The organism is Paracoccus caeni, from assembly GCF_016629665.1.
GTDB classification, from domain to species: Bacteria; Pseudomonadota; Alphaproteobacteria; order Rhodobacterales; family Rhodobacteraceae; genus Paracoccus; species Paracoccus caeni.
Genome location: NZ_JAEPRQ010000011.1, coordinates 1 through 16,587 on the forward strand (window position 1 = coordinate 1; position 16,587 = coordinate 16,587).

Annotated in this window: 18 protein-coding genes; 8 read left to right on the top strand and 10 right to left on the bottom strand. The window is 62.2% G+C overall.

Features of this window, described 5'->3' with window-relative positions; genetic code table 11:
- Nucleotides 1–186: 186 nt before the first annotated feature.
- The 4 genes from JJJ17_RS18740 to JJJ17_RS18755 form a co-directional block, all read right to left on the bottom strand.
- A complete protein-coding gene (locus tag JJJ17_RS18740) occupies nucleotides 187–834 on the bottom strand; it encodes a protein-methionine-sulfoxide reductase heme-binding subunit MsrQ (protein WP_200689209.1) in 648 nt (215 codons plus the stop codon).
- The gene (gene msrP, locus JJJ17_RS18745; protein ID WP_200689213.1) at nucleotides 834–1,730 is read right to left on the bottom strand and encodes a protein-methionine-sulfoxide reductase catalytic subunit MsrP; all 897 of its coding nucleotides are present in this window, start codon (nucleotides 1,728–1,730) and stop codon (nucleotides 834–836) included. Before msrP ends, JJJ17_RS18740 begins: the two co-directional genes overlap by 1 nt.
- A 366-nt stretch (nucleotides 1,731–2,096) precedes the next feature.
- Nucleotides 2,097–4,130, bottom strand: coding sequence for a DNA helicase RecQ (recQ, locus tag JJJ17_RS18750; RefSeq protein WP_200689215.1), 2,034 nt, complete (start codon nucleotides 4,128–4,130; stop codon nucleotides 2,097–2,099).
- A 2-nt stretch (nucleotides 4,131–4,132) separates the two neighbouring features.
- Nucleotides 4,133–4,423, bottom strand: a complete 291-nt coding sequence (locus tag JJJ17_RS18755) for a YggT family protein (protein WP_200689216.1) — start codon at nucleotides 4,421–4,423, stop codon at nucleotides 4,133–4,135.
- A gap of 136 nt (nucleotides 4,424–4,559) precedes the next feature.
- Between JJJ17_RS18755 and JJJ17_RS18760 the strand changes: the two genes are divergently transcribed.
- From JJJ17_RS18760 to JJJ17_RS18785, 6 genes are all read left to right on the top strand, one after another.
- Nucleotides 4,560–5,102, top strand: coding sequence for an acyl-CoA thioesterase (locus JJJ17_RS18760; protein WP_200689218.1), 543 nt, complete (start codon nucleotides 4,560–4,562; stop codon nucleotides 5,100–5,102).
- A gap of 290 nt (nucleotides 5,103–5,392) precedes the next feature.
- Nucleotides 5,393–6,766, top strand: a complete 1,374-nt coding sequence (locus tag JJJ17_RS18765) for an MFS transporter (RefSeq protein ID WP_200689220.1) — start codon at nucleotides 5,393–5,395, stop codon at nucleotides 6,764–6,766.
- Nucleotides 6,763–7,626, top strand: coding sequence for a penicillin-insensitive murein endopeptidase (gene mepA / locus JJJ17_RS18770; protein ID WP_200689222.1), 864 nt, complete (start codon nucleotides 6,763–6,765; stop codon nucleotides 7,624–7,626). The genes JJJ17_RS18765 and mepA overlap by 4 nt, the downstream gene beginning before the upstream one ends.
- Nucleotides 7,627–7,652: 26 nt before the next feature.
- Entirely contained in the window at nucleotides 7,653–8,498 is an 846-nt protein-coding gene (locus JJJ17_RS18775; protein ID WP_234464203.1) for an esterase-like activity of phytase family protein, read from the top strand.
- A gap of 211 nt (nucleotides 8,499–8,709) precedes the next feature.
- A complete protein-coding gene (locus tag JJJ17_RS18780) occupies nucleotides 8,710–9,312 on the top strand; it encodes a queuosine precursor transporter (RefSeq protein ID WP_200689224.1) in 603 nt (200 codons plus the stop codon).
- Between the two features lie 409 nt (nucleotides 9,313–9,721).
- Nucleotides 9,722–10,582 carry a DMT family transporter gene (locus JJJ17_RS18785; RefSeq protein WP_234464209.1) on the top strand — a complete coding sequence of 287 codons (861 nt, stop codon included), beginning with the start codon at nucleotides 9,722–9,724 and terminating at the stop codon, nucleotides 10,580–10,582.
- Between the two features lie 58 nt (nucleotides 10,583–10,640).
- Here the strand turns inward: JJJ17_RS18785 and JJJ17_RS18790 are convergent, their stop codons facing one another.
- Complete coding sequence (locus JJJ17_RS18790) at nucleotides 10,641–11,822, bottom strand: acetyl-CoA C-acyltransferase family protein (protein ID WP_200689225.1); 1,182 nt, start codon at nucleotides 11,820–11,822, stop codon at nucleotides 10,641–10,643.
- A 182-nt stretch (nucleotides 11,823–12,004) separates the two neighbouring features.
- On the opposite strand from JJJ17_RS18790, the gene JJJ17_RS18795 reads away from it, so the two are divergent.
- Nucleotides 12,005–12,358: a winged helix-turn-helix domain-containing protein gene (locus tag JJJ17_RS18795; protein ID WP_200689226.1), complete on the top strand. Its 354-nt coding sequence runs from the start codon at nucleotides 12,005–12,007 to the stop codon at nucleotides 12,356–12,358.
- A 4-nt stretch (nucleotides 12,359–12,362) separates the two neighbouring features.
- Here JJJ17_RS18795 and JJJ17_RS18800 read toward each other — a convergent pair whose 3' ends face one another.
- The gene (locus JJJ17_RS18800) at nucleotides 12,363–13,124 is read right to left on the bottom strand and encodes a DeoR/GlpR family DNA-binding transcription regulator (RefSeq protein WP_200689227.1); all 762 of its coding nucleotides are present in this window, start codon (nucleotides 13,122–13,124) and stop codon (nucleotides 12,363–12,365) included.
- A gap of 219 nt (nucleotides 13,125–13,343) precedes the next feature.
- Between JJJ17_RS18800 and JJJ17_RS18805 the strand changes: the two genes are divergently transcribed.
- Nucleotides 13,344–14,168, top strand: a complete 825-nt coding sequence (locus tag JJJ17_RS18805; RefSeq protein ID WP_200689228.1) for a DUF2268 domain-containing putative Zn-dependent protease — start codon at nucleotides 13,344–13,346, stop codon at nucleotides 14,166–14,168.
- Here JJJ17_RS18805 and JJJ17_RS20435 read toward each other — a convergent pair whose 3' ends face one another.
- Genes JJJ17_RS20435 through trxA form a run of 4 tightly spaced genes read right to left on the bottom strand, consistent with a single transcriptional unit; the run spans nucleotide 14,169 to nucleotide 16,564 of the window.
- Entirely contained in the window at nucleotides 14,169–14,828 is a 660-nt protein-coding gene (locus tag JJJ17_RS20435; protein ID WP_200689229.1) for a rhomboid family intramembrane serine protease, read from the bottom strand.
- Nucleotides 14,829–15,020 carry a Trm112 family protein gene (locus JJJ17_RS18815; RefSeq protein ID WP_200689230.1) on the bottom strand — a complete coding sequence of 64 codons (192 nt, stop codon included), beginning with the start codon at nucleotides 15,018–15,020 and terminating at the stop codon, nucleotides 14,829–14,831. It abuts the gene before it with no gap.
- Nucleotides 15,017–15,643 (bottom strand): LON peptidase substrate-binding domain-containing protein, encoded by a 627-nt coding sequence (locus JJJ17_RS18820; RefSeq protein ID WP_200689235.1) that lies wholly within the window; start codon nucleotides 15,641–15,643, stop codon nucleotides 15,017–15,019. Before JJJ17_RS18820 ends, JJJ17_RS18815 begins: the two co-directional genes overlap by 4 nt.
- 12 nt (nucleotides 15,644–15,655) lie before the next feature.
- Nucleotides 15,656–16,564: a thioredoxin gene (gene trxA / locus JJJ17_RS18825; protein WP_200689360.1), complete on the bottom strand. Its 909-nt coding sequence runs from the start codon at nucleotides 16,562–16,564 to the stop codon at nucleotides 15,656–15,658.
- Nucleotides 16,565–16,587 lie beyond the last annotated feature (23 nt).

Here is a 16,587-nt window from a genome sequence, read left to right on the forward strand (position 1 = left end):
AGGCGCCACTTCATCGACGCACCGTCCGGTCAGTCATTCCCAGATTGTCTTCCGAACCTCCGCACTCACCGCGCTTCCGTCCGCCCCGTCTGCGTTCCCGCCTTCGGTGAAGCGGTATTTACGGAGACCGCCGGAGAGTCGCAACCCCCAAAAAGCAAAAATCTTCACTAAACTGCCGTATTTTTATTAACTATCTGATTTCAGTTGATTAATTCGAGATGGCCGTGCCGCAGTCCAGCGAACGGGCCGTTTGATGAGGACTCGAAGTCCTAGAAGAACCAGAATCGCCAGAAGCCATAAACCGGGTTCCAGCGGGAACGTCTTCAACGCCCAGATCCAGTGCAGCGCCACCAGTGGTGCAGCGATATAGACCAGCCTGTGCAGACGTCGCCACGCGACCGCCCCCATCCTGCGGATCGACAGATTGTTCGAGGTCACCGCCAGAAGAATCAGCGGAACGAAGGCCAGCATGCCGAAGATCAGATAGGGCCGCTTGAGGATGTCGCTGCCCATCTGCCGCCACCAGAAGCCCATATCGATGCTGATCCATGCCAGCACATGCACGCCCGCATAGGTAAAGCACAGCAATCCAATCGCCCGACGAAATCGCATCAGGCTGATTCCCGTCAGCCGTAGCAACGGGGTCGCCGCCAGCCCGCCAATCAGGAAATAGAGCGCCGTCCGGCCCAGGCGGTGTTCGATCGAGGCCACCGGATCGACGCCGACACGCCCGGTCAGTGTATCAAAGATCAACAATGCCAACGGAATCAGTCCAAGTAGCCAGACCGACCAGACCGGCAATCGTCGCAGAGAATCGTTGATCCGGCGGATCATCAGTAATTCTTCGCCAGATCCATCCCGGCATAAAGCGAGGCGACCTGATCCGCATAGCCGTTGAACATCTGCGTCTCTTGCCGCCCGCCGAACAGTCCGGCACCGATCCGACGCTCTGACGCCTGCGACCAGCGGGGATGGCTGACCTGTGGATTCACATTCGCATAGAAGCCGTATTCCGAGGGCTGCAATTGCTGCCAGCTATTCAGCGGCTGGTTTTCGGTCAGCGTTATCCGCACGATCGACTTGATCGATTTGAAGCCGTATTTCCACGGCACCACCAACCGCAACGGCGCGCCGTTCTGGTTGGGCAGCGGATCGGAATACAGGCCCGTCGCCAGAATCGTCAGCGGATGCATCGCCTCATCCAGCCGCAACCCCTCGACATAGGGCCAGTCGATGAAGGGATAGGCCTGCCCGCGCATCTCTTCCGGGCGCAGCAGGGTCTGGAAGCTTACGTATTTCGCAGCGGGCTGCACGCCGACCTTGTCCAGAACCGATGCCAGCGGCACGCCGATCCACGGGATCACCATCGACCATGCCTCGACACAGCGCAGGCGATAGATCCGCTCCTCAAGCGCGTTATCCGGGGCAAGATCGGCGACACCATAGTTGCCCGGACGCTCGACCAGACCGGCGATCTCGACTGACCACGGATCGGTGGTCATCGCGGCGGCATAATCGGCAGGATCGGTCTTGGCGGTGCCGAATTCGTAAAAGTTGTTGTAGTTGGTGATGTCCTCGAAGCTGTTCGGCTTCTCATCGGTGGACAGCGATGAGGCGCGTCCCGTCAGGCCCAAAGCCGGGGAGGCCGCCAAGGCCACGCCAGCCGCCATGAAGCTGCGGCGATTGAGCCAAGCCGATTTCGGCGTCACATCGGACCAGTTTAGTTTCATGCGGGGTCTCCGGCAGGTCGGGCGCAGGCCGCGTCCATTCTGTTCATTCATGCATGAAAATAGAAAAAATGTGTCTCACTTTCGATTTACCGGGGATCGCCTGCGGTCAATCGAACGTGAGTCACCGCTGGCGGCCCCCTTTTAGATGACGACGAGGCGCCCGCCCGGAATCAAGTCGCCGAAGGCGACGCCGGGCAGTGCACAGCCGCCCCCCGGCTGGGCACTTTGTCACCGTCCCGCGCGACAGAGATGGCAGGGGATGCGGCACCATAAAGCGCCAGATACGCCTGTTGCGGTGCCCAACCGCGGCTGTGCCCTGCCCTATTCTTGGATCGGCAACCGTGCGGATCTACGTCCCGCCGAAAGTCAGCCTTCGGCGATCAGATCCAGAAAGGCGGTTCCGAACCGCTCCATCCGCGCCTGATCCAGTTGCCGGGACAGCGCGGCACTGTCTGACGGTCGCGTCTCGGCGATCCGGCGGATCTGTGCGGTCGAGCAGGACAGCGGCTTCCCGGTCCCATCAGCACCGCGCAGCAATTGATTCTGCGCTTCGACCAGACGATCGAACAGCGCGCCCTCGGGTCGGCCCGCCAAGGCGCGGCGATGCGGGTGCATGTCCGGTTGATCGCCCGCGATCACCGAAAGAAACGCGCGGCCATAGCTTTCCAACTTCTTCGCGCCAACGCCACTGACCTGCGCCATCTGGTCCAGATCCTGCGGTCGCTTTTCCGCCATTTCGATCAGGGTGCGGTCGGGGAAGATGACATAGGCAGGCACCCGGGCGGCTTCGGCCAGCGCGCGACGCTTGGCCTTCAGCGCGGAAAGTAGCGGCTCATCCTCTTCGGCGACCTGTGTGCGGACCACATTGGCGCCCTTGGCGCGTAAGGTTGTGTCGTGGCGCAAGGTCACCTCGATCTCGCCGCGCAGGATCGGATGCGCCGCGTCGGTCAGGTGCAGCGCACCATGGCGATCAGGGTCGGGGCGGCACAGGTCCAGCCCCATCATCTGCCGGAAAACGGCCTGCCACTGACCTTTGCTGAAGTCGCGCCCAACGCCGAAGGTCGGCAGATGGTCGTGCCCGCGTTCGCGCACCTTTTCAGTCGTGGTGCCGGTGAGGATGTCGATCAGGTGGCCCGCGCCGAACCATTCGCCGGTGCGCAGCATCGCCGACAAGGCCTTCCTGACCGCCTGCGTGCCATCGAACAGCTTCGGCGGATGCAGGCAAATGTCGCAATTGCCGCAATCATCGGCCAATTCGTCGCCGAAATAGGCCAGCAGGCGTTTACGCCGACAGCCGGTCGCCTCGGCCAGACCCAGGAGAGCGTTCAGCCGCGCATGATCCGCCGATTTGCGGGTGCCTTCGGCCAGACCTTCATCAATCTGCGTGCGGCGCAGGCGAATGTCGTCGGGACCGTAGAGCGTCAGCGTCTCGGCCGGATCGCCATCGCGACCGGCGCGACCGATTTCCTGATAATAGGCCTCGATCGATTTGGGCAGATCGGCATGCAGCACCCAACGAATGTCAGGCTTGTCGATGCCCATGCCAAAGGCAATCGTCGCCACCACGATCAGCCCGTCCTCACGCTGGAACCGGGCTTCGACTTGCCGGCGCAGGTCGGCCTCCATGCCGCCGTGATAGGCGACGGCGCTGTGGCCCTCGGCGTTCAGGGCATCGGCAAGGGTTTCCGTGCGGGCGCGGCTGGCGCAATAGACGATCCCCGACTGACCGCGCCGCGCGGCGGAGAAGGTCAGCAATTGCTTGCGCGGGCTGTCCTTGGGCTGGAAAGCAAGTCGGATATTCGGGCGGTCGAAGCCGCGCAGGAAGGTGACGGGTTCGGCGCCATCGAACAGGCGGGTGACGATCTCGGCCCGGGTTTCGGCATCTGCGGTCGCGGTAAAGGCGGCAAGCGGGACGTTCAGCGCCCGCTTCAGCTCACCAATCCGCAGATAATCCGGGCGGAAATCATGGCCCCATTGGCTGACGCAATGCGCCTCGTCCACGGCGATGGCGGTGACGCCCGCCCGGCGGAGAAGGTTGATGGTGCCGCCGCCTGCCAGACGCTCGGGCGCCATATAGAGCATCTTCAGCTCGCGCTGCGAAAGCGCCTGAAAGACCGCGTCGGTTTCATCCTGGGTATTGCCGCTGGTCAGGGCGCCTGCGGCCACACCTGCCTCGCGCAGCGCCCGGACCTGATCGCGCATCAGGGCGATCAGCGGCGAGATCACCACCGTCACACCCTCACGCATCAGTGCCGGAAGCTGAAAACACAGAGATTTGCCACCGCCGGTCGGCATGATCGCCAGCACGTCGCGGCCATCTGCCACGGCATCGACGATCTCACGCTGACCGGGGCGGAATCCGTCGAAGCCCCAGACCTGTCGCAGCAGATCAGTTGGCATCACTACCCGTAGAAGAAGCCCGCGTTATTGGCCAAAGCGCGTTGCAGGATGATGATCAGGATGAACAGCACCAGCGGCGCCAGATCCAGACCGCCGGTATTGGGCAGGATATTGCGGATCGGGCGATAGATCGGCTCCAGCAGGCGGTTCAGGCCGTCCCATAGCTGCGCAATCAGCGGCTGGCGCAGGTTCAGCACCTGAAAGTTGATCAGCCACGACATGATGATGTGGACGATCATCAAGAACCACAACACTTGCAGGATCAGTTGCAAGGCTTCGTAGAGCGTTCCCATATTCCCCTCTTGGCCGGATACCTGCCCTGTATGCAGGCGCGCATGGCTGCGCGCAAGCCGCTTGCCGTGGCGTCCGGGTTGACGATGCCGTGGGCGCGGGCCACCCAAGGGGAAAGGCCGTTAAAAGGGGGCGCCGATGTATCCGTTGATCCGCTTCGTCAAGGAAATGGTGAAGTTCCGCAATGCGCCGCCCTTGGGTCTGGATGAGTTTCACATCTCGACCCATATCTGCTGGCCGTGGGATCTGGACCCGTGGATCGAGCTGAACAATGGCCGGACGCTGACGCTGTATGACCTTGGCCGCATTCCGATGGCGCAAAGGTCGGGCCTGATCCATATTCTGCGCGAGAAGAAATGGGGCATCACGGTTGCCGGGAACACCACCCGTTATCGCCGCCGAATCAAAATGTTCGACCGCTTCACCATGTATTCGCGCGTCGTCGGCTGGGATCACCGCTTCTTCTATATGGAGCAATCGATGTGGAAGGGTGACGAGTGCTGCAACCATATGCTGCTGCGCTCGGCCATCACGTCGGCCAAGGGGATCGTGCCGCCCGCCGAGGTGATGGCGGCAATCGGGCAGTCGCCCGACAGCCCCGAGATGGCGGAGTGGATCAGAGCCTGGATCGCATCGGATGCAGAGCGCCCCTGGCCGCCGGAGATCGCTGCGAAGGCGTGAGGTGCAACGGTGTGCGGGCGTTGCATCCGGTATTTTTGCAACGAAGAAGCGGCTGGTGTGAAAATCCAGCAAATGCTGGGGATTTTGCTGCACAGGGCGTACACTGCGCATGCACGGGATGTGCACAGCCCGTACACAGCTTGCGAACGGTAGTGTTGCGTCAGGGGTGATCAGGGCCGGGCGCGCAAAGGGCCGGTTTCCGTCGGGCCAGCGTATTATAAGCGAGAGTTTGCTTGCCAGAAGGGCATGGCTTCTGCCTTATGTGCGCAAACGGACGAGGGGATACAGCCATGAACCGAAAGCGTATCTGGGGCTGGTGGTTTTTTGACTGGGCAAGTCAACCATATCATACGCTTCTGCTGACTTTCGTGTTCTCGGTCTATTTCGCCGAGGTGGCGAAGCGGCATTTCCTGCAGATCGGGGACAGTGTCACGCTGGCCGGGGCGCAGGCGCAGGCGCTATGGGGCTATGGGCTGTCGATCAGCGGGATCATCATCGCCGTCCTGTCCCCGATCCTTGGGGCCATCGCCGATACGTCCGGGCGGCGGATGCCGTGGATCTGGCTGTTTTCGGTCTTCTATATCATCGGCGCGACGGGGTTGTGGTTTCTGACGCCGAACCAGCCGCCTTTGATCATGGCGGTCGCCCTGTTCGGGATCGGCCTGATCGGGACCGAGTTCGCGACCACCTTTACCAATGCGCTGCTGCCGGGCCTTGCGCCGCGGGAAGAGATCGGTCGCGTTTCGGGATCGGGCTTTGCCTTTGGCTATCTGGGGGGGGTTGTCGCATTGGCGATCATGCTGGCGCTGTTTCAGGAAACGCCTTCGGGCAAAACGCTGATCGGGATCGAGCCGCTGTTCGGGCTGGACCCCGAGCAGCGCGAGGGCACCCGTTTCGTCGGGCCGTTCGTGGCGATCTGGTATGCGTTCTTCATGATCCCGTTCTTTCTATGGGTGAAAGAGCCGCGCGGGCCGCGCAGGCCGGTGCAGCTTGGGCTGGCGATGCGCGATCTTTGGGCGCTGATCCGCAGCCTGCGCCACCGCCGCAGTCTGACAAGCTGGCTGATTTCCTCGATGCTGTCGCGGGACGCGCTGAACGCGCTTTACGGCTTTGGCGGCGTCTATGCCGGGACGGTGCTGGGCTGGCCGGTGTTTCTGGCCGGGGTCTTTGGGGTGATCAGCGCGATTTCGGCAGCGATCATTTCGTGGCTTGGCGGGCGGGCCGACCGCTTCTGGGGGCCGAAGCCGGTGATTGTCGCGGCGACCTTGGTGCTGATCGGCGTGTGCAGCATCATCGTGGGCATGAGCCGCGACGCCTTTTTCGGAATCCCCTTTTCGCAAGAGCCGCTGCTTGGCGCGCTGACGCTGCCGGATCTGATCTTCTTTGCCTGTGGTGCGCTGATCGGCGGCGCGGGTGGTGCGCTGCAATCCGCCAGCCGCACCATGATGGTCCTGCACACGACCGAGGAACGCGCGACGGAAGGCTTTGGCCTTTATGCGCTATCCGGCAAGGCGACCGCGTTTCTGGCGCCGCTGATGATCGCGCTGGTCACCGACATGACCGGAAATCAGCGCATCGGCATCTCTCCCCTGATCTTGATATTCCTTGGCGGGTTGTTTCTGCTAGTCTGGGTCAAACCAGAAGAAGAAGAGGCAAAGCAGTGATCCGTAAAATCATGACAGCCGCCGCGCTGGTTCTTGGCATGGCCATGCCTGCCATAGCCGACCCGCTGGCGAAGGATGTCTTCGGCTCGTTCCGGGGGGCATCGCAGGGGCCGCCGGTCTCGATCGGCTTTTATTCCAAAGGCTGCGGGCAGGGCTTCGTGCAATTGCCCGAAAGCGGGCCAAGCTGGCAGGCGATGCGCCTGTCGCGGAACCGGAACTGGGGACACCCCGAACTGGTGAATTTCCTGATCGGGCTGTCGCAGGCCGCGCAGCAGGCCGGTTGGCAGGGGCTTTATATCGGCGATATGAGCCAGCCGCGTGGCGGGCCGATGACCTCGGGCCATGCCAGCCACCAGATCGGGCTGGATGCCGATATCTGGATGCTGCCGCCTTCCTCGCTAAACCTGTCGCCGAACCAGCGCGAGAATCTGTCCTCGGTGTCGATCACCGACGGGCGGGGTGTCGGCCTGTCGAACCAATGGACGCCGGGCCATATGTCGATCATGCGCGCCGCCGCCCGCGATCCACGGGTCGAGCGGATTCTGGTCGATCCCGTCGCCAAGGTCGCCATGTGTCAGGCCGAGCGGGGCGACCGCTCATGGCTGCGCAAGGTGCGTCCGATCAACGCCCATAACTACCATTTCCACGTCCGTCTGGCCTGTCCGCGCGGCTCGATCTGCGACCGTCAGGACCCGCCGCCTGCGGGTGACGGTTGCGAGGAAGCCGCCGACTGGATCCGCAACCGGATCGATCCCAGCCGGGTGACCCCGGTGCCGCCCGATCCGAACTATCGCCATCCGCGCACCTTCCGACTGAGCGAGTTGCCCAATCAATGCTCGACCGTCGCCGGCGCGCCCTGACCGCCTGGCTTGCTGCGGCAATCCTGATGACGGCCGGCGCCCCTGCGTCGGCCGCTTCGCTGGAATATGTGGGCACCTATATCTGGTCCTCGTCGCAGGACAGTTTTGGCGGGTTTTCGGGGATCGAGATCAGCGCCGACGGCAGCGGCTTCCACGCCTTGTCGGACCGGTCGCATCTTTACTGGGGCAGTATCGACCGCGATTCGCAGGGAATTCTGCGTGGTATGAACATTGCCGGTTATGCACGGTTGAAGGACAGCAAGGGGCTGTTTCTGGAGCCCGGCTATCTGGGTGACAGCGAGGGGCTGGCGGTGGCCGATGACGGCACCATCTGGGTCAGCTTCGAGGGGTTCGACCGGATTGCCAGCTATGCCTCGCCAGATTCGAATGCGGGGCTGCACCCGCGACCGCCGAAGCTGCCCGGCATGGGCGTAAATTCCGGCATCGAGGCTTTGGCGATCCGCGATGACGGCACCATCTTCGGTGTCCCCGAGCGGTCGGGTCTGGAGACGCGGCCCTTTCCGGTGCTGACCTATCGCGATGGAAGCTGGGGCCGCGCCGGTGAGATCAGGCGCGATCCGCGTTGGTTGCCGGTCGGCGCGGATTTTGGGCCGGATGGGTGGTTTTACCTGCTAGAGCGGGATTTTCGCGGGATTCTGGGCTTCGCCTCACGGGTCAGGCGGATGCAGATGACCGATGACGGGCCACAGGACGAGGAAATCCTGCTGGAGACGCAGTATCTGCAATATGACAATCTTGAGGGGATCTCGGTCTGGGATGACGGGGTTGGCATCCGGCTGACGATGATCTCGGACGACAACTTCCTGTTCGTGCAGCGAACGGAAGTGGTGGAGTATCGGTTGCGGGATTGAGCGGGCTTCGGGTGTCTTTCAGAGCAGAGGGCATTGCCCGGCGTCGCCTGAAGGCGACTTGATTCCGGGCGGGTGCTTTTCTTCATCGTTGCAGGAGGCAGGCTGTCGGAATCGCATTCATTGACAACCTTGCCCGCGCGGGCGTAAGGCCCCGCTGTCCCGCATCCGTGGGGCCGAGTTGTTCCGCGACCTTGTAAAACGGAAATCATCAATGACCCGCTACCTGCCCGGCATTCTTGCCATGGCCATCATCGTCGTGGCCTCGAACATCCTTGTGCAGTTCGTCCTTGGGGACTGGCTGACCTGGGGCGCCTTCACCTATCCCTTCGCCTTCCTTGTCACCGAAGTGATGAACCGCGTTTATGGCCCGGCTGCAGCGCGCCGCGTGGTCTTTGCGGGGTTTGTGGTGGGCGTGCTGTCATCTGTTGTCGCCGCAGGGCTGGACAAGACGACGCTGCGCATCGCCATCGGATCGGGCAGCGCTTTCCTTGTGGCGCAACTGGTCGATATCATCGTCTTCAACCGGCTGCGGCACAAAAGCTGGTGGGTGGCGCCGCTGACGTCGTCCAGCATCGGGTCGGTGGTGGATACGACGATCTTCTTCAGCATCGCGTTTTCGGCAAGCCTGCCTGCGGATGGCAATACCGGCTGGGCGAATGAGGCGGTTCCGCTTCTTGGTCAAGGTCCGGTCACTGCGCTGTGGGTTTCGCTGGCAACTGCCGATTGGCTGGTCAAAATGAGTCTCGCCATACTGACTCTTGTGCCCTTCCGCCTCATCGTTCGCAATTTGTTGAGCCGTAACCAAGAAATCTGATTGACACACAGGTAATCTGTGGCACCATTTTCCTTACAACGGCAACTTATTGAAAGGAGGTGGTCCAGTGTCGAGAGTGATAGTGGAGAGAGGTGTCGGAACAGTCAGGGGGGCCGTGGCCTGAGGGCAACCCCAAAGGTCGTAAACCCTGATTGGGACCGGACGGATTTCCAACCCTAACCGGACCATCTCCGTGGAACTCGCGGGCCGCTTTCTTCAGGCGGCCCGTTTTCATTTTCCGGCAGAGGTATTTGTGCCGGGGCACGCGCGTCACCTTCAACGGAATGCGGTGGCTCTATATCTTCGCCGTGGCCTTGCCCATTGGCGCTGAATGAGGGACAGCTTGGCGATCCCAAGCGAAGTCAAAGACATGACCGATCTGCAACCCCGACTTGGCGCCGCATGGAATATGCAGGGCGCGCTGTTCATGACGGCCTCGATGGCGGGATTCGCGGTCGAGGATTCGCTTCTGAAAACCGCCGCCGCCAGTCTGCCGGTTGGGCAGGTGCTGATCACGTTCGGGCTGCTGGGCGTGCTGTCATTTTCGGTCATGGCGCTGATCGCGGGCGAATCTCCGATGACCCGCCAGATGCTGCAACCCGCGATGATCCTGCGGTCGATCTGCGAGGTCATCGGACGGTTATTCTTCATGCTGGCCATTGCGCTGACACCGCTGTCCACGGCTTCGGCGATCCTGCAGGCCACGCCCTTGGTCGTCATGGTCGGAGCGATTTTTCTGTTCGGCGAACAAATCGGGCCGCGCCGCTGGCTGGCGGTCGCACTTGGCTTTGCCGGAGTGCTGTTGATTCTGCGACCGGGTGCGGAAGGATTCGGGCCGCTATCGCTTCTGGCCTTGGTCGCGATGCTTGGCTTTGCCGGGCGCGATCTGGCAACGCGGGCCGCCCCGCCAAGCCTGAGCTTTCGTCAGCTTGGTGTGCTGGGCTTTGCCATGCTGGTGATCGCGGGGTTGATCGCCCTGCCCTTCGGCGCAGCGCCGAGCATGCCAGAGCCGCGGGCATGGCTGTTCCTGATCGCCGCTTCCGCGACCGGCATTCTAGCCTATACCGCGCTGACCATCGCCATGCGGACGGGCGAGGTCGGCGCCGTCACCCCGTTCCGCTATACGCGGCTTGTCTTTGCCATGATCGCGGGAATCGTGATTTTCGCCGAGCGTCCCGACATGCCGACGATCATCGGCTCGATCATCATCATCGTTGCGGGAATTGCGGCGCTAAGGCTGTCGCGACCAAGGCCGCAAGGGATGGTCTGACGGGTCGGCAGCGCCCATCCCACGGGACGGGTGCTGCCGATTGTTTGAATCGAAGCCGTTAGATCCGCTCGATTGCCAAAGCGATGCCCTGACCGCCGCCGATGCACATAGTGATCAGCGCCTTTGAACCGCCGGTCCGCTCCAGCTCATAAAGCGCCTTCACGGTAATGATCGCGCCGGTCGCACCGACCGGATGGCCAAGCGCAACCGCGCCACCATTCGGATTCACCTTCGCCGGATCCAGCCCAAGCTCTTTCGTGACCGCAAGGGCCTGCGCCGCGAAAGCCTCGTTCGATTCGATCACGTCGAAATCCTCGACGCTGAGGCCGGTCCGCTCCAGCAGCTTGCGCACTGCGGGGATCGGGCCGATGCCCATTACCTCGGGACGAACACCGGCCACGGCATAGCCAAGGATGCGCGCTCGCGGCTTCAGCCCGGCAGCCTCGGCAGCGTCGGCCCGCGCCAGAACCAGCGCCGCCGCGCCGTCATTGATGCCGCTGGCATTGCCCGCCGTGACCGAACCGTCCTTCTTGAACACCGCCTTCAGCCCGGCCAGCTTTTCAAGCGTGGTCTCTTTCGGGTGCTCGTCGGTGTCGAAGGCGACCATACCCTTGCGGGTCTTGACCTCGACCGGGACGATCTGATCCTTGAAATAACCCGCAGCAATCGCCGCCGCCGCGCGCTTTTGCGATTCCAGCGCAAATTCGTCCTGCTCTGCCCGGCTGATCTGATGCTCGGTCGCGACGTTTTCAGCGGTCACACCCATATGGCCGGTTCCCATCGGACAGGTCAGCGCGCCGGTCATCATATCGACCATCGTCTGATCGCCCATCTTCGCGCCGAATCGGGCCGAGGGCAGCGAATAGGGTGCGCGGCTCATGCTTTCGGCACCGCCCGCAACGGCGAAATCCGCATCACCTAGTTGCAGCGCCTGCGTCGCCGAGACGATGGCCTGCACGCCCGAACCGCAAAGCCGGTTCACATTCAGCGCCGGGGTTGCGTCGGGGATGCCAGCATCGAGCATGGCGACGCGGCTTAGATACATATCGCGGGGTTCAGTATTGATGACATGGCCGAAAAACACCTGTCCGACCTGATCGGGCGAAACCCCTGCCCGTTCCAGCGCGGCATTGGTGACGGTGGTTGCCAGCGCGGTCGGGGGAATCGCGGCAAGACTGCCTCCGAAACCGCCAATGGCAGTCCGTGCCCCCGACAGAATGACGATATCTACATCCGACATGAAAACACCCTCCTGATGAATCTCCTTCTCCACCATAGGCTGCCGCAGCATCGCGGCAAGGAAAACAGGTCACGACGCGACGGCACTGAAGAAAGGTCGCAGAACGCGAGGGAAGGTCAGAGTGGGTTTGCAGCAGCAATTTCCGCCGCCTATCATTGCCGCAGCAGGACGCAGGAGGGCGCATGCGAAATCAGGACAGGCTGCCAAAGATCAAGCTGCGGCTGGAATATGACGTGCCGCTGGTTCTGGGACCGGGCAAGGCCGAGCTTCTGACGCTGATCGACAGGCTTGGCTCGATCTCGGCTGCGGGGCGCGAGATGGGAATGAGCTACAAACGCGCATGGTCGCTTGTCGAAGAGATGAATGCGGCCTTCGCTGAGCCGGTCGTGGACAGCAGCCGCGGCGGCAGCGGCGGTGGCGGCGCGACCGTAACGGCGAACGGGCAGCAGGTGCTGCGCCTCTATCGCGCGCTGGAAAAGATGCTGGCGGATCAGGGCGCGGAAGAAATTCGCGCCCTGAATTCGTTGCTGAAATAACCGATCACTCGGCCACGACGACCCGCGTTTCCCATTCCTCGCATTTCTGCATCAGCGATTCCGGCAGACGTTGATCGACGAAAATGCTGTCCAACTCACCGACCGAGATGATCCTGACCGGGGCCGAGCGCGTCAGCTTGCTGATATCGGTGACCAGATAGGTCTTGCGCGCCAGCCCGGCGATGGCCCGGCTGACCCGGACTTCGGCCATGTCGAAATCCAGAAGATCGCCGTCCACATCCAGCGCCGACACGCCGATGATCGCGTAATCGGGCTTGAACTGAGCCATGAATTCGGTCGTCAGATCTCCGACCAGCCCACCGTCGGAACGGCGAAGCGCGCCCCCCGCCACCATGATTTCGCAGCTTTCATTGCCGACCAGAATATTGGCCACATTCATGTTGTTGGTGATGACGGTCAGATTGCGATGGTTCATCAATTCCCGCGCCACCGCCTCTGTCGTGGTGCCAAGGTTCAGGATGATCGAGCAATTGTCCGGGATCTCGGCAGCGCAAGCGCGGCCGATGGCGGTCTTGGCGTCGGCATTCATCTGACGACGCTGTTCGTAACCGATATTGCTGACCCCGCTGCGCAAAACCGCGCCGCCATGAACCCGGTCCAGAACGCCCTGATCCGAAAGTTCCCCCAGATCGCGCCGGATCGTCTGCAAGGTCACGTCAAATCGCTCTGCCAGCTCTTCAACGACAACCCGCCCCGATGCGCGCGCGATGTCCAGGATTTCCATCTGTCTTATATTCAATGCCATGCGCCTTATGTCCCCCCAAACAGACACCAAGAACGAACTACACTCTTCCGTTCAGGCAGATTATGCGCTGGTCTGTCAAACAACAACGGTCCCCGTCGCATCATGGTTCGCGGTCGGTTGGCAGAAACAGGCCGGTTTTCGATCAAACGGCGCAGGTCGCGGCATCCTGATGTCGCCAAGACTGGCAGAGCCAGGGCGGTGCCGGTATAAGTTTCCATCATGACGATCTGGCATCTTCACCTTCTGAATTCGCGCAACACGCTGACGCTGGTCATGTCCGAAATCCGGGCCGCCGTGCGCGACGCCGTAACCAAAGCGAACGAACACGCCGATGTTCCAAGCTTCGACCTTGTCGTCCGTAGCGGCGGCAATGTCATCCCCGAATGGGGCGTCGGCGGGATGGCGCCCCTGCCCGGCGTGATCCAGATCGACCTGAACCCCGACCGCTTTTCGGCAGAGCTTTTCACCCGGACGCTGATCCACGAATTTCACCATCTGATCCGTTGGGACGGGCCAGGCTATGGCAAATCGCTGGGCGATGCACTGGTCAGCGAAGGCTTGGCCGGGCATTTCGTTCAGCAGGTGCTGGGCGGGAAGCCCGATCCGTGGGATTCGGTTCAGCCTGCGCCGGGGCTGGCCCGACGAGCGATGAATGAATGGGCGCGGCTGGACTATGACCATGCGCGCTGGTTCTTCGGCAAGGGCGATCTGCGCAAATGGGCAGGTTACGGGCTGGGCTATCGGCTGGTCGCAGAGCATCTGGCGCAGAATGCGGGACAGGATGCCGCGACACTTGCCAACACCCGGTCAGAGCCGTTCCGGAACAGCCTGCGCCGCCTGATTGGCGCAGACGGCGCGCAAGAGACAGATGAGGCCGAGGCGCAGGAAACCGCAGAACCGGAAGAGGCGAGCCTTGATCTGGCGACGCCTGAGCCAGAGGTCACTGACGGCAAGGATGCGCCTGTGCCGGAAGCCACGGCTGAACCGAAGGACGAGCAGACGGACGGCGAAAACGGCGAAGAACAGCAGCCCGGCGGCGCGTGATCAGCGCCGTTGCGGCACGCGCATGGCCAGCATGACGCCCGCAACCAGCCCGACGATGGCCCCACCCAGATGCGCTTGCCATGCAATTTCGGGCATCAGGAAGGTCAGCGCCACGTTCAGCACCAAAAGCAACAGCACGCTGCGCCACATCTGACCCATCTCACGACCCCGACGATAGCCCGAGACTGCGGCATAGCCGACCAGCGCACCGGCAAGCCCGAAGATCGCGCCAGACGCGCCAACCATCGGGCCGGTCTCTGGTTCAAGCAGGGCAAAGACCAGCCCCGCGCCGATCTGGCTGAGGATATAGATGACCGCCATTCGGGACGATCCGATCATCCGGTTCAACTCGCGCCCGACAACGGCCAGCGAAATCATGTTCATCGTCAGATGCATCAGGCCGGAATGCAGCAAGCCGTAGGTGAGAAACATCAACACCGGCTGACCAACATAAAGTCCGCCGCCGCTCCACAGCAGTTGCGACCAGAAACCGCCGATGAAAAAGCCGATGGCACGCGCCTGCGTATAGCCCAGCAATGTGGTAAGCAGGATCACCACCTCGACCGCGCAGCAGATCGCGATCACCGCGACCACCCAGACCGGCAATTGCCGTCGCCTGACGCGAGGGATCGTCGTCATCCGGTCGGGGTATTGGGTCACTTAGTCATCCGCCTTGATCTGCCGCGCCTCGTCCACAAGCATGATCGGGATGCCCGAGCGGATCGGAAAGGCCAGCCCGATGGTCTTGGAGACAAGCTCCTGCCGCTCGGCGTCATAGGATAGCGGGCCATGAGTGACCGGACAGACCAGCGCCTCAAGCATGTGGCGGTCGAAACCGGGGGCGTCGCTCATTGCATGGTCTCCTCGCTGTCGCCGCTTCGCAGGGCGAACTCGACCAGACCGAACAGCAATTCACGACGGTCGGCAAGGGTCGGCGATTCCAGAAGCGCCTGTTTATCACCCGGCGAGAATGGCAGCATCATCGACAGAGAGTTGATCAGCAACTCATCCTCGGCATCGGCGGCGGCACCCCAATCGGTCGAGAGATCATGTGATTTCATATAGCGTTCAAGCAGATGGAACAGTTTTGGGCGGTCCAGCGCGGGATCATGTTCGCTGCCGGACATGTCGCGCTGAAATGGCGTCCAGTCGGGTTCGGTCGTCAGATAGGGGGTGAACCCCTGTTCAGCATCCGACTGCCGAAAGCGCGAGACCGCCTTCAGCGAGATCATCAGCCGCCCGTCATCGGTCTCGGAATAGGCGACGATCCGGCCTGCATTTCCGATGGCGGCAAGGTTCTCGCCCTCGGGCTGAATCATCCCGATCAGGCGGTGATCGGTCTTCAGGACATCCTCGACCATCTGCAGATAGCGCGGCTCGAAAATATGCAGCGGCAGACGTGACCGGGGCATCAGCACTGCTCCGGCAAGGGGGAACAGTGCGATGCGGTTCGGCAGGTCGAAGCGAAAGGTCATGCCGATGCCCGGTCAGGCGAAGATCAGCGAGGACAGGCGGCGGCGGCCTTTCTGGACCAGCGGATCGTTGGGCTTCAGGCTATCGAAGATGGTGATGAGCTGCGCCTTGGCGGCACCCTCGTTCCAGTCACGATCACGGCGGAAACTGTCCAGCAGAACCTCGATCGCTTCCTCGACCTGACCGGCGGCGTGAAGCGCCTGCGCATAATCAAGACGCGCCTGCTGGTCAGCCGGATCCGCCTCGACCTTTGCCTGCAGATCGCCCAAAGGCCCGGCGTTTTCAGCCTGTTGCGCCAATTGCAGCGCGGCGCGGGCAGCCTCGACCGGGGCCGCGCTTGCGATTGTCGCGGGCACCTGCTGCAGGGCCGAGGCGGCGGCGGCTTTGTCACCGGCGGCCAGATGGGCGCGGATCAGGCCACCCCAAGCATCGGCGCTGTCGGGATCTTCGCCGACGATGGCGACAAAGGTTTCGATGGCGTCTTCGGTGGCGCCTTCTTCCAGCATCGATTCAGCGGCGGCGATGGCATCGGCCAGACCGCCATCGTCTCCGCCAAGATTGGCAATTTTATCAACGAATTGCTTGATCTGGCTTTGCGGAAGCGCGCCCTGGAAGGCATCGACCGGCTGGCCCTGAAAGAAGGCATAGACGGTCGGAATCGACTGCACGCGAAGCTGACCGGCAATCATCTGGTTTTCGTCCACATTGACCTTGGCCATGCGGATACGGCCCTTGTGGCGGGCAACTTCGGCTTCAAGCTGTGGGCCAAGCGTCTTGCAGGGGCCGCACCAAGGCGCCCAGAAGTCCACGATCACAGGGACTTCCATCGATTTTTCAATGACTTCCGACATGAAGTCGGCTTCGGTCACGTCCCTGATGAAATCAGCGGTCTGCGGCGCGCTTTGGGCGCCATCGAAAATCATGGTCATGTCTTCTCCGGATAAGC